Origin of the sequence: Ulvibacter antarcticus (genome assembly GCF_003688405.1) — a bacterium.
Classification (GTDB): Bacteria; Bacteroidota; Bacteroidia; order Flavobacteriales; family Flavobacteriaceae; genus Ulvibacter; species Ulvibacter antarcticus.
In genome coordinates this window covers 80,431-92,473 of record NZ_REFC01000015.1, presented here as the reverse complement: position 1 = coordinate 92,473, position 12,043 = coordinate 80,431, and the positions used below count along the sequence as shown (strand labels likewise).

Sequence of the window (12,043 nt, the reverse complement as noted above, 5' to 3'; positions counted from 1 at the left end):
ACAAAGTCGCTATGAAACTACTATTAATTCTACTCTTTTCTATCTTGCTAGTTTCCTGTGGCGCATCCGTGGCCGTAGATTACGATAAAGAAGCTGATTTCACTCACTTTAAATCGTATAATTTTTATAACGATATCGATTCGGGACTCAACGATCTGGATGATAAACGAATCATGAAGGCGATCGATAGCACCTTACAAACTCAAGGGTTTTCAAAAAGTGAAATTCCCGATTTTCTAATTAATTTTTATGCTTCGGAAACGCTTTCCAATTCACGCAACACAATCGGAATAGGACTTGGCAGTGGTGGCGGAAATGTTGGAGTAGGAGTGAGCGGCGGAATTCCAATTGGCGGAAAAGTCATTAATCAATTGCTTACAATCGATTTGATCGATACATCTAAAGGTGAAGAATTGGCATGGCAGGCCATGATCGATGGAGAGATGAAGGAAAAAGCTACACCACAGCAGCAACAAACATATTATTACAAAGTAATAGCACAGGCATTGAAGAAGTTTCCGCCTTCAGCGAAGTAAGTATCAACTTAAATCCTTCAAATAACTATATTTGCGACCCCTAATACCATTAATGAAACCCATATTCTCCATTTTTTACTTCTTTATTCTTTCCTCAGCCACTTTGTTTGCTCAAGGTGATTATCAGCAGGCAAAGGTCTATTTTGAAAACGAAGATTTTTCAAAGGCAAAACCCATTTTTCAGAAATATGCAAAAGAACACCCCAATCATCTAAAAACGATTGAGTATTTGGGTGATATCGCTGGTTACACCAAAGATTGGGATACGGCAATTTCCTATTACGAAACCCTCTTAAAAGCAGATGATCGAAGTGCCAATTATCATTTTAAATATGGCGGTGCACTTGGAATGAAAGCGCTGTCGATTAGCCGTATTCGTGCAATCACCTATATAGGGGATATCCGTGAGGCGTTCGAAACTGCTGCAGAATTAGATCCAAAGCATATCGAAACCCGATGGGCTCTGGTAGAATATTATATTCAGTTACCCGGCATCATTGGTGGAAGTGAAAAAAAGGCTGAAAAATATGCCAACGAATTAGGGAAGATCTCTGCTGTAGACGGATATTTGGCCAACGGTTATATTGCCGAATATAGTGAACGTCCCAAGGATGCCGAGGCGTTTTATAAAAAGGCAATTGCGGTAGGTGGTTCTCCCCATACTTACGAAAAATTAGCAAATCTTTACGAAAATAACAATCGGCCAAAAGAAGCCATCGAAACTTCCGAAAAGTCATTAAGGCTTCATAAGCGCAATCAGCTAAATTATCAAATTGGGAAGATCGCGGCTCAATACAAACTCGATGCAGAATTGGGGATTAAATGCCTTCAGGAATACATAGAAAACTACACATTGAAGGATGGCGTGCCTAAAGACTGGGCGTATTATCGCATGGCTCAGATTTATAAAAATGAAGGCAAGAAACATACGGCATTGCTTTGGGTAGAAAAAGCCTTGCAAGATCGCCCCGATTTTAAAGAAGCTCTTCAGGAAAAAGCTGCTATTCTTAATTTATAGAATTTGGGCAAATCCCTCTCTCGATATCTCGAAAGAGGGTCGGGCTTTCAACAGTAGTTTTGCGCTGCAAAAGCTACTTGCCTCTATCCCTTTTGCGATTAAAAGTTTTAAAACATAAGGTAAATTCACCCTCCCCTTCGAAGGGGAAGTTAAGTGATGCTGTATCTAAAGTTGAGTTCGATACATTAAATTTAAGTTATGACATAACACTCCTCCCCTTTGAAGGGGAGGCTGGGAGGGGATGTTGCTAAACATGAATTCAGCAAACGATTTTCAAGATATCACATTATACTCCTCCCCTTCTAAGGGGAAGTTAAGTGATGCTGTATCTAAAGTTGAGTTCGATACATTAAATTTAAGTTGTGACATAACACTCCTCCCCTTTGAAGGGGAGGCTGGGAGGGGATGTTGCTAAACGTGAATTCGACAAATCACATTCAACTTGTCACAGTATCCTTTTCTCCTTTGAAGGGGAGGTCGGGAGGGGATGTTTTTCAACTTATTTGCATTTCGAACGAAGCAAAGCAATCGTATATGCGTATCTTTGTTACTTACAAAATTTAACTCATGCGCATACATTTTATAGCCATTGGTGGAAGTGCCATGCACAATCTGGCCTTGGCTCTACACAATAAAGGAGAAGCAGTTAGCGGAAGCGATAACGAGATATTTGAACCTTCAAAAGGAAGGTTAAAAGCCAAAGGACTGTTGCCGGAAACATTCGGTTGGTTTCCTGAAAACATTACAAAAGATATAGATGCGGTAATTCTTGGAATGAAGGCCAAAGAAGATAATCCGGAACTTTTAAAAGCAAAAGAACTCGGATTAAAAATTTACTCATATCCCGAATACTTATACGAGCAAGCCAAAAATAAGACAAGAGTAGTGATTGGAGGTTCACACGGTAAAACCACAATTACTTCCATGATACTTCACGTAATGCATTATCATGAAAAGGAAGTGGATTATATGGTTGGCGCTCAGTTAGAAGGTTTCGATGTGATGGTTAAGCTAACCGATCACAACGATTTTATGGTTTTAGAAGGCGATGAGTATCTTTCTTCGCCCATCGATAGAAGACCTAAGTTTCATCTTTATAAACCCAATATCGCATTACTAAGCGGTATTGCCTGGGACCATATTAATGTGTTTCCTACCTATGAGAATTATGTCGAACAATTCGAGATCTTTCTAACTGAAATTACAAATGGAGGTGCCATTATTTACAATGAAGAAGATGCTGAAGTAAAAAGAGTAGTGGAGAGTTCCACAAGTATGATTAAAAAATACCCTTACCAAACGCCTTCTTACACTGTAGAAGATGGACAAACCCTCCTTGATACTCCCGAAGGGCCAATGCCTATTGAAGTTTTCGGAAAACACAACTTGAACAATCTGGAAGGCGCCCGATGGATTTGTCAGCTAATGGGTGTCGATGCAGACGATTTTTACGAGGCGATCGCTACATTTAAAGGTGCTAGCAAACGCCTGGAAAAAATAGCAGAAACTCCTACAGCCGTTGCTTATAAGGATTTTGCTCACTCCCCAAGCAAGGTAAAAGCTACTACTGAAGCCGTTAAAGCACAGTATCCAAAGCGTAAATTAATTGCTTGTTTGGAATTACATACTTATAGCAGTCTTAATCCCGAATTTTTAAGTGAATACAAAGGAGCCTTAGATGCCGCCGATAGCGCCGTGGTATTCTATTCTCCACATGCGGTGATGATAAAAAATCTGGAAGCGATAAAATCGGAACAAATTGATGAAGCTTTTAATAGAGATGATTTAATTGTGTTTACAAATCCGGCCGATTTCAAAACCTATCTCTACACTCAAGATTTTGATAATACTTCTCTTTTACTAATGAGTAGCGGTAATTATGGCGGACTAGACTTTGATGAGGTGAAAAAGTATATGGAATAAAATTATTTGATATACATACTATCAATAAATCCGGTGATATCTTCTCCGGATTTTTTTATGAGTTCTTGTTTAGCATTCTCGTGATCTTGAGGGTTTTTGTCCTGAGATAATTTAAACTTACCTTCCCAATTGGTGATATTAATCTCAAAAGCCTGAATGTAATTAACAAACCTTTCCATACTCGGATTGTCCTTGTGTAAGACAAACTTCTGCTCATTCCCTTCAAGAAACTTGGTCATATCAATCATAGTTTCTTTAGCCTCATCCGCATCATTTATCAACTTAATCGTCCCACTAATGTGGACAATCATATAATTCCAAGTTGGGAGTTGTTTGGTAGTGTATGCACTTGGCGATATATAGCAGTCCGGCCCTCTAAATACTACAGTGACAGATGCGCCATCTGTTAAAGAGGTCACCTGCGGATTATATTTGTCAATATGGGCGACTAGCTTTCCACTATCCTGGTTATAGATAATTGGAATATGTGTAATAAATGGTGTATTGTTCAAAGTAGATACCAACATCGCCAACGGATATTGCTGTATAACGGCAATCATTTTTTGCCTGTCCTGAATTTGGTGATGAGGTGGTGGATACATTTGTAATTATGAATTTTAAGAATAAAGAACGTATGAATTTTACTCTAAAGTGATACTCTTTTAAATGAATTAATAAGTTATATGACCCGTGTAAAAATGAGATATAAAAATTTAGTTTATAGAATGCTCACTTCCTTTGAAGGAAGAGCCGGGGATGGATGTTATTCGTAATTTCAGAAAAATGTCAATCGCATTTTCTCAAATCTCAAATCTCAAATCTCAAATCTCAATTCTTTCCATCAAACTCCAAATTGTCTTAGGTGATGATCCAAATGTTTACAACGGACTTCAAACGCTAATTTTAAGAAATTTGTACCGAAAATTACAAATTTCAGAAAATCACCACCCCATTTTCTCAGATCTCACGTCTCACATCTCAAGTCTTTACATCAAACTCCAAATTGTCTTAAGTGATGATCTAAATGTTTACAACGGACTTCAAGCGCCAATTTTAAGAAATTTGTACCGAAAATTACAAATTTCAGAAAATCACCACCCCCTCAATGAGCAAATCTCAAATCTCACGTCTCAAATCTCAAGTCTTTAAATCAAACTCCAAATTGTCTTAGGTGATGATCCAAATGTTTGTATTGCATTTTCCCCCATTGCTCGTTGGTGAAATATCCAAAGCCGGGATGAGGCTTCCACTCTTCCCGATCTCTGTTGTTATGAAATTCATCTAACAATTCATTTATAGTATTTACCTCAGTACTAAAGTCCCTTGGTTCAATTTCCTTTAAAAACTTAGCCGTTGGCATGTTTTTTCTAAATGAGGTATCATTATACAACATTTTTTTAAACAGCAACTTTGCAAACCAATTAGGTTTCATTCCATAGTGATCCTTTTCTAACATAATATTCAATGGGCCTTGGCAATGGTGCAGCATTTGCCCAACGGACATCTTTCCCCATAATTTTTCAGAGTTTTCGTCGAGTTGGTTAAGCCTATTACGGGTCGTGAGGTAGGTGTCAGGTTCAAATAGTGATTTCATATTTCATCTGTTTAATCGATACTGAAAGGTACAAACAAAAATTAAGTTTCTTATCTTTATGAAACACTTCACTTTCCGAAGTAAAAAACACAACTCCCCTTATTAACTTGTGAAACTTATGTCGGATCAAAACCAATACTTTTCCATTAAAAACTGGAACGAAAATGATCGTCCTCGTGAAAAACTAATGCTCAAAGGGCGTATCGCACTTACCGATGCCGAATTAATAGCAATATTAATTGGTTCCGGAAATCGCAATGAAAGCGCTGTGCAATTAAGTCAGAAAATCCTGGCTTCGGTCGAAAACAATCTTAATCAGCTTGGCAAATTATCGATTGATGATCTCCAAGTATTTAAGGGTATAGGTGAAGCGAAAGCAATTTCAATTATCGCCGCCTTAGAATTGGGGAGAAGACGTAGAACCGAAGAGGCATTGAAAAAGCAAAAAGTGACATCCAGTAGATCGGTGTTCGAATTGATGCAACCAATTTTAGGCGAGTTACCCCATGAAGAATTCTGGGTGGTGTATCTCAATAATGCAAACAAAGTATTACTAAGCATGCAATTGAGCAAGGGTGGAATAACAGGTACACTGGTGGATGTACGTCTTGCCTTAAAAAAAGCATTACAGCTTGGTGCCGTCGCTCTCATTTTGGCGCACAACCATCCTTCCGGCTCACTCAAGCCAAGTGAAGCCGATAAAAGCTTGACTAAAAAACTAAAAATAGCCGCCGAAAGTTTAGATATAAAAGTGCTGGATCACCTTATAATAACTGAAAAATCGTACTTTAGCTTTGCTGATGAAAATCTTTTGTAAGCCTATATGCTATTAATTTATACTCAAAAAATAACTCCACGAATTGATTATGTGTTTAAGCATATTTGCGCGAGAATTCTAGGATTGGATATCACTATAACTGCTGTTATCGAAGAGCTTATCGCTCACACCGGACCGAAACTATCGTATGGGAAACAACCCATGGGAAATGAATTGTTTTTTCAAAGTGAAGGCTTATTACTCCAACAAGGATTCGAATCACAGGATATTACAGTAAAGATTTGGGATGATACTGTAGGGTTTTTTGGTACTAGTCCTAAAAGTGCGTTAGCATTTGATATATTTTCTGCTAGTTTTTACCTCTTGACTAGATACGAAGAGTACCTACCTCATGTAAAAGATGAAATTGGGAGATTCCCAGCTTCAGAAAGTCTCGCTTTTAAAGAAAATTTTCTGAACAGGCCAGTAGTAGATATATGGGCGTACAAATTTAAAACCGTGTTACTCGAGGCTTATCCGGATCTTAATTTTCCGAAGAAATCATTAAAAATACATTCTGTGGTCGAAGCCGGACAGCCATATGCCTATATGCAACGTGGGTTTTTACGGTCTTTGTCGGGCTATGCAATGGATTTATGGAAGCTTAAAATGAGGAATATCGGCAAGCGAACACAAGTGCTTGTTAGACTTCGGAAAGATCCTTACAATACTTTTACCTGGTTGGTGAATACGGCCAAAAGAAGTCGTTCAAAACTAACCGTTTTCTTTCTTTTAGGGGATGCGGTAAATTTTTCTGAAAGTCTCAATACTCAAAGAAGAACATTCAATATGTTGGTGAAATTCGTTTCCGACTATAAGGAAGTGGGATTAATTTTCTCTTTTGAAGCATTAGCAAGTTACGATAAACTCAAGAAAGAGAAGGAAAGAATGGAGATAACAACCAATCGTACGCTTACAAGCACTATGAACGATCAGTTTCTAGTAAATCTACCTGAAATCTATCGCAATTTGGTAGAACTTGAAGTCGAAAAAGACTTTACCATGTTGTATGAGAATGTGCCTGGATTTAGAGCTAGTACTTGTACTCCTTTCCTGTTTTATGATTTGGACAGTGAAATTAAGACACCATTAATAATTCATCCGGTAGCTATGACCACTAAAGCCTTCGATAAGAAATACGAATCAGATATAATAAAGACATTTAACGGTGCATATAAAAGTGTTGTAGAAGTGAATGGGACTTTTTCAATGTTGTTTTCAAATCGGGACTTTTCTGCCACCGAAAGAAATAAAATATGGCGTTCTTTGTTTTCAGAAAATCTTCAAATTCATGACTAAAATTAAGATTACAGATGTGTTCTTCGACCTTGATCATACCCTTTGGGATTTTGATCGCAACTCTCATCTGGCATTCGAAAGAGTATTTGTTAAACATAAAATAGCACTTAATGTTGTCGATTTTGTAGGAGTTTATGAACCTGTTAATTTTGAATACTGGAAGAAGTATAGAGAAGAACGAGTTACAAAACAAGAGCTTCGTAGAGGCCGATTGATCGATAGCTTCTCTTCTCTTAACATGCAATTTTCTTTAGAAGATATCGACGCAATGGCAGTCACTTATATTGATGAGTTGCCAGTTGATAATCACCTATTCGATGGGACGATCGAGATATTGGAATATTTGAGTAGGAAGTAAAAATTACATATTATCACTAACGGTTTTCAGGAAGTACAAAGTTTAAAGCTCAAGAACAGTGGGATACATAGATTCTTCGATACTGTAACTTCTTCGGAAGAGGTAGGGGTTAAGAAACCCAATCCATTAGTGTTTCAAATGGCTTTGAAAAAAGCTAATGTAAGTTCGAATCAGAGCATCATGATAGGTGATACTTTTGAAGCTGATATACTTGGTGCCGAAGCTGTAGGGATGCAAACTCTTTATTATAATTATCGAAAAGAGGAGATTCCACAAAAGTACAAATTGGTAAACCATCTATTGGAAATTAAAAGTCATCTTTAAGGATAATAATTAAGGTGTTATAAGCGTTAGGTACTAAATCCCCACTCATGAACACGAACCTAGCGATCCCTCTTTTGGGCTTTCTCACTTTTTTACTCTTTACGTCCTGTATAAAAGATACCGATTTCGATCAGGCTTATGATATTGCGCTTACCCCGGAAGTCGAGTTAGATCTCATTTACTTTAATCTAAGAGCCAGAGATTTTTACGATACCATTACTTCTAGTTCAATCTTAACCGTTCGTGATACCACAGACCTTCGTTTTCTGGATGATGGTGAAATTCAGGACAACTTGAGAAGAGCCGAATTCTTTTTCGAATTCACCAATACCATTCCGCGAAACTTCAATGTAGATTTTCAATTTTTAAGTGAAGCAAACGATACCACCTATACCACTCAAACTCAAATTAATTCTGGAGCTGTCGGAAGTCCGGTGGTTACCGAATTTATTGAAAACATTGAAGGCGATGCAATTGCAGACCTAACAAGATCATTTAAAGTGGTTGTATCTGTTACCATCCCATCTTCCTCTGCGACTCTTGAAGGAGAGCTCGATCTCAAATCAAAAACAACCTATTACCTGGAATTTTAGTACCATGCGAAATTTAATTATTCTTTTTATTGCCTTCTGGGCAGATGCTGCCATTGGGCAAAACAAGCAGGTACTTTTTGGACTCGAGGAGGTGCCCCAAAACATTATGTTGAATCCTGGTAGTAAAGTGCCACAGAAATCACATTACGGTATTCCATTTTTTTCTCAAATTCATATTAATGGTGGTGCTTCAGGAGTTTCTACTTTCGATATCTTCGGAAAGTCTGCCGTTGACATCAACACCAGAATTGAAAACAAACTTTACGAACTCACCGACAAAGATTTCTTTACGGCGACGCAACAATTAGATCTCATTAATTTTGGATGGACCGGCAAAAGTAAATTGTTCTATTCAGGAGGTATTTACCAGGAATTGGATTTTATCTTTTACTTTCCAAAAGATCTCGCAGTTTTAGCCTGGGAAGGTAACCGAGAATTTATAGGCTATGATTTCGATTTAGGAGAAATTAGTACCACTGGCGATTTTATGACTGTCTTTCATTTTGGCGTAAACAAGCAGATCAACAGCAAACTTACTGCCGGAGTTCGTGCTAAAATTTATTCTAGTATGTTTAGTTTCAAAAGCACACATAATAGCGGAACTTTTACAACAGAACTAGGCGATGAAAATAGTCCAAATGTTTACGAACACAAACTTCAAAATGTAGATATTTCGGTCGAAACTTCAGGATATGCCTCGCTTAGAGAACTCGATGGAGCAGGGGAGGTGACTAGTGAAATATTAGGACGTGCCTTTTTTGGAGGTAATCTTGGCGTTGGGATCGATCTCGGTGCGACCTACGATATTTCTAATAGATTTACAGCAACTGCCAGCATATTGGATTTTGGAGCAATTTTTCATACAAAAGATGTCGAGAATTACAGAGCAAGAAGTTCCTATACCCTCGACGGAATAGAACTTATTTTTCCACCTATCGTAGATGGTCAGGGAACACTTCCTTATTATGAAGATCTGGAAGATGAGGTTGAAAGAGAAGTACCTATAGATACCTTGCACAATTCCTACACACAAATGCGACCGGTAAAATTTAACGCCGGGCTTCGATATAGTTTCGGGAAGCCGACCGATGGTGGTACCGATTGTAACTGCTATAATATGTCTGGAGGCGTTTCCAGGAATCAGGCGGTTGGATTACAGTATTACAGTATATTTAGACCAAAAGGCCCACAACATGCCGCAACAATATTCTATTATAGACGATTGTTCAATTTCCTATCGGCAAAGGCTACATATACCATGGATTCATATTCATCCTCAAATGTCGGATTCGGTATTGTGACCGATCTCGGAAAGTTTAATTTTTATGTAGCCGCAGATAATCTACAGAGTTACGGAAATTTGGCAAAGGCAAAAAGTGTATCTTTACAGTTAGGCTTTAACTTAAAAATTGATAGGGAATGATTAAAAATTTACTTGCTGCCATACTCACTTTGTTATGTGTTCAAACAGGAATTGCGCAAGCTGTTATGAGCAATTATAATTATATTATTGTGCCGGACCAGTTTGAGTTTCAAAGCGAAAGAGACCAGTATCAATTAAACTCCATGGCAACGTTCATTTTAAATAAACATGGTTTTAATGCGTTTCTTAATAGTGAAGCTCCGAATTCTAATCGATGCCAGGGACTTTTTGCAGATGTTGTAAAAGAGTCTGCAATCTTAAAGAAAAGGCTAGTGCTCGTTGTAAAAGATTGTAATGGTTTAGAAGTATATCGGTCTGAAGGATCAAGTAAATATAAAGAGTATAAAAAGGCCTATCATGAGTCACTTCGGGAGGCTTTTAAAGGCGTTAGAACTTTGGGAGTTCATCAAAAAGACGTTGTTCTATTATCTGAATTGTCAAGCCAGACTGTAGTAAAAGCACCTAAAGAGCAAACCATTGTAGTCCAGGAACCTACTATTGATATTAAGGAATCCGACAACGAACAGAATAATATATTGCCTACAATTAGTGATGAAAATACAGGGGTTGAGGTATCTTCTGTAAGTTCAACATCGCCTAAAGCGAAGTATACCAATTATACCAGAAATGGTGTTTCATTTTTACTTCGGAAGACTTCTGAAGGATATGCATTGTACGAAGAAACAACAGCTTCCGAAGATGGTCTTCAATTGATAGGTAAAATTGAAGCTGAAAAGGAGGGTGCTTTTTATTTTGTGGATGCTTCAGAGAAAATTTATAAAGCATTTTTTGATGCTTCTGAAAATCTTGTTATTCAGAAGGGAACTATTTCCGAAGTCTATAAAAAATAGATTAAAAATCGTACTTATTCTTCCAGAGACTTTTAAGGTAATTTTTTAAATTATTTTCCTTTGGATTGTTGCCGGGCTTATAAAATGTAGTGCCTACAATATCTTCTGGTAAAAACTCATGCGGAGCAAAATTACCTTCATAATTATGGGCGTATTCATAGTTTTTGCCGTAACCCAACTCTTTCATAAGCTTGGTGGGTGCATTCCGAATCGATAAAGGCACCGAAAGATCCCCTGTTTGTTTCACCAGTCGCTGAGCTTCGTTTATCGCAGCATAGGAAGCATTACTTTTGTGGGATGTTGCTAAATAAATGGTGCACTGACTTAGAATAATGCGAGCTTCAGGAAAACCAATAGTTGAAACTGCTTGAAACGTACTATTTGCCAATACCAGAGCTGTCGGATTGGCATTTCCAATATCTTCCGAAGCTAAAATAACCAATCTCCTTGCTATAAATTTGATGTCTTCTCCGCCTTCGATCATTCTTGCGAGCCAATAAACGGCGGCATTTGGATCACTACCGCGAATCGATTTTATAAATGCCGAGATAATATCGTAATGTTGCTCCCCGGTTTTATCGTACAACACGGTGTTCTTTTGCACTTTTTGAAGCACCATTTCATTGGTAATAATCACAGTATCACTCTTTTCTGAAAGCACAATAAGTTCAAGAATATTTAGAAGTTTACGAGCATCGCCTCCGGAAAGACGGATTAGTGCCTCGGTCTCGGTAAGCTTAATCTGCTTTTTGGATAGTATTTTATCTTCCTTGATGGCACGAGCCAAGAGATCTTCGAGATCTTTTTTACTAAAGGCATTTAACACGTATACCTGACATCGTGATAAAAGTGCCGGAATGACTTCAAAACTTGGATTCTCGGTGGTCGCACCTATGAGGGTTATTAAACCTTTTTCAACGGCGCCCAAAAGGGAATCCTGTTGTGATTTACTAAATCTGTGAATCTCATCGATAAATAAGATGGGGTTTTTAGTAGAAAATAAGGTGTCCGTTTTCTTCGCTTTTTCAATCACTTCACGAACAGCCGCCACACCACTATCCACAGCACTGAGCATAAAAAATGGACGATCCGATCGATTCGCGATGATATTGGCCAAGGTAGTTTTGCCTGTACCTGGTGGTCCCCATAAAATTAATGATGGCAGTATGCCGGATTCTAACTGAGTTGTTAACGCACCTTTAGGACCAACCAAATGTTGCTGGCTAAGATAATCTTCTAAGGTTGTTGGGCGAATTCGTTCGGCTAAGGGTGCACTCATAAGGGCGTAAAATTACAATTTTATTACA

14 protein-coding genes are annotated in these 12,043 nt (G+C 38.0%); 11 read left to right on the top strand and 3 right to left on the bottom strand.

Features of this window, described 5'->3' with window-relative positions:
- Positions 1-11 precede the first annotated feature (11 nt).
- The 3 genes from BXY75_RS14720 to BXY75_RS14710 all read left to right on the top strand — a co-directional run bounded on the left by BXY75_RS14720 (position 12) and on the right by BXY75_RS14710 (position 3,477).
- Positions 12-536: a DUF4136 domain-containing protein gene (locus BXY75_RS14720; RefSeq protein WP_121908535.1), complete on the top strand. Its 525-nt coding sequence runs from the start codon at positions 12-14 to the stop codon at positions 534-536.
- A gap of 52 nt (positions 537-588) precedes the next feature.
- Entirely contained in the window at positions 589-1,554 is a 966-nt protein-coding gene (locus BXY75_RS14715) for a tetratricopeptide repeat protein (protein WP_121908534.1), read from the top strand.
- Between the two features lie 567 nt (positions 1,555-2,121).
- Positions 2,122-3,477, top strand: coding sequence for a UDP-N-acetylmuramate--L-alanine ligase (locus BXY75_RS14710; RefSeq protein ID WP_121908533.1), 1,356 nt, complete (start codon positions 2,122-2,124; stop codon positions 3,475-3,477).
- 2 nt (positions 3,478-3,479) lie between these two features.
- Here the strand turns inward: BXY75_RS14710 and BXY75_RS14705 are convergent, their stop codons facing one another.
- Positions 3,480-4,079 carry an FMN-binding negative transcriptional regulator gene (locus tag BXY75_RS14705; RefSeq protein WP_121908532.1) on the bottom strand — a complete coding sequence of 200 codons (600 nt, stop codon included), beginning with the start codon at positions 4,077-4,079 and terminating at the stop codon, positions 3,480-3,482.
- A gap of 136 nt (positions 4,080-4,215) precedes the next feature.
- On the opposite strand from BXY75_RS14705, the gene BXY75_RS14700 reads away from it, so the two are divergent.
- On the top strand, positions 4,216-4,626 hold the full coding sequence (locus tag BXY75_RS14700; RefSeq protein ID WP_147437291.1) for a hypothetical protein: 411 nt from the start codon (positions 4,216-4,218) through the stop codon (positions 4,624-4,626).
- Between the two features lies 1 nt (position 4,627).
- Here BXY75_RS14700 and BXY75_RS14695 read toward each other — a convergent pair whose 3' ends face one another.
- Positions 4,628-5,071, bottom strand: a complete 444-nt coding sequence (locus tag BXY75_RS14695) for a DUF1569 domain-containing protein (protein ID WP_121908530.1) — start codon at positions 5,069-5,071, stop codon at positions 4,628-4,630.
- Between the two features lie 118 nt (positions 5,072-5,189).
- Here BXY75_RS14695 and radC point away from each other — a divergent pair, with 118 nt between their 5' ends.
- Genes radC through BXY75_RS14665 form a run of 7 tightly spaced genes read left to right on the top strand, consistent with a single transcriptional unit; the run spans position 5,190 to position 10,736 of the window.
- Positions 5,190-5,888 (top strand): RadC family protein, encoded by a 699-nt coding sequence (radC, locus tag BXY75_RS14690; protein WP_121908529.1) that lies wholly within the window; start codon positions 5,190-5,192, stop codon positions 5,886-5,888.
- A gap of 6 nt (positions 5,889-5,894) precedes the next feature.
- Entirely contained in the window at positions 5,895-7,187 is a 1,293-nt protein-coding gene (locus tag BXY75_RS14685) for a DUF7033 domain-containing protein (protein WP_121908528.1), read from the top strand.
- Positions 7,180-7,545 (top strand): HAD family hydrolase, encoded by a 366-nt coding sequence (locus tag BXY75_RS17350; protein ID WP_317125256.1) that lies wholly within the window; start codon positions 7,180-7,182, stop codon positions 7,543-7,545. Before BXY75_RS14685 ends, BXY75_RS17350 begins: the two co-directional genes overlap by 8 nt.
- A gap of 9 nt (positions 7,546-7,554) precedes the next feature.
- Positions 7,555-7,869: an HAD-IA family hydrolase gene (locus tag BXY75_RS17345; RefSeq protein WP_317125258.1), complete on the top strand. Its 315-nt coding sequence runs from the start codon at positions 7,555-7,557 to the stop codon at positions 7,867-7,869.
- A gap of 47 nt (positions 7,870-7,916) precedes the next feature.
- On the top strand, positions 7,917-8,462 hold the full coding sequence (locus tag BXY75_RS14675; RefSeq protein WP_121908527.1) for a hypothetical protein: 546 nt from the start codon (positions 7,917-7,919) through the stop codon (positions 8,460-8,462).
- A 4-nt stretch (positions 8,463-8,466) separates the two neighbouring features.
- Positions 8,467-9,885, top strand: a complete 1,419-nt coding sequence (locus BXY75_RS14670) for a DUF5723 family protein (RefSeq protein ID WP_121908526.1) — start codon at positions 8,467-8,469, stop codon at positions 9,883-9,885.
- Complete coding sequence (locus BXY75_RS14665; RefSeq protein ID WP_121908525.1) at positions 9,882-10,736, top strand: hypothetical protein; 855 nt, start codon at positions 9,882-9,884, stop codon at positions 10,734-10,736. The genes BXY75_RS14670 and BXY75_RS14665 overlap by 4 nt, the downstream gene beginning before the upstream one ends.
- A 1-nt stretch (position 10,737) precedes the next feature.
- Here BXY75_RS14665 and BXY75_RS14660 read toward each other — a convergent pair whose 3' ends face one another.
- Positions 10,738-12,015: a replication-associated recombination protein A gene (locus BXY75_RS14660; protein ID WP_121908524.1), complete on the bottom strand. Its 1,278-nt coding sequence runs from the start codon at positions 12,013-12,015 to the stop codon at positions 10,738-10,740.
- Positions 12,016-12,043 lie beyond the last annotated feature (28 nt).

Excerpts from the sequence above, each read along its gene's own strand:
- BXY75_RS14695 (WP_121908530.1), bottom strand. The coding sequence starts at position 5,071 with ATGAAATCACTATTTGAACCTGACACCTACCTCACGACCCGTAATAGG.
- BXY75_RS14675 (WP_121908527.1), top strand. The coding sequence starts at position 7,917 with ATGAACACGAACCTAGCGATCCCTCTTTTGGGCTTTCTCACTTTTTTA.
- BXY75_RS14715 (WP_121908534.1), top strand. The coding sequence starts at position 589 with ATGAAACCCATATTCTCCATTTTTTACTTCTTTATTCTTTCCTCAGCC.
- BXY75_RS14670 (WP_121908526.1), top strand. The coding sequence starts at position 8,467 with ATGCGAAATTTAATTATTCTTTTTATTGCCTTCTGGGCAGATGCTGCC.
- BXY75_RS14665 (WP_121908525.1), top strand. The coding sequence starts at position 9,882 with ATGATTAAAAATTTACTTGCTGCCATACTCACTTTGTTATGTGTTCAA.
- BXY75_RS14720 (WP_121908535.1), top strand. The coding sequence starts at position 12 with ATGAAACTACTATTAATTCTACTCTTTTCTATCTTGCTAGTTTCCTGT.
- BXY75_RS14685 (WP_121908528.1), top strand. The coding sequence starts at position 5,895 with ATGCTATTAATTTATACTCAAAAAATAACTCCACGAATTGATTATGTG.
- BXY75_RS14705 (WP_121908532.1), bottom strand. The coding sequence starts at position 4,079 with ATGTATCCACCACCTCATCACCAAATTCAGGACAGGCAAAAAATGATT.
- radC (WP_121908529.1), top strand. The coding sequence starts at position 5,190 with ATGTCGGATCAAAACCAATACTTTTCCATTAAAAACTGGAACGAAAAT.
- BXY75_RS17350 (WP_317125256.1), top strand. The coding sequence starts at position 7,180 with ATGACTAAAATTAAGATTACAGATGTGTTCTTCGACCTTGATCATACC.
- BXY75_RS14660 (WP_121908524.1), bottom strand. The coding sequence starts at position 12,015 with ATGAGTGCACCCTTAGCCGAACGAATTCGCCCAACAACCTTAGAAGAT.
- BXY75_RS14710 (WP_121908533.1), top strand. The coding sequence starts at position 2,122 with ATGCGCATACATTTTATAGCCATTGGTGGAAGTGCCATGCACAATCTG.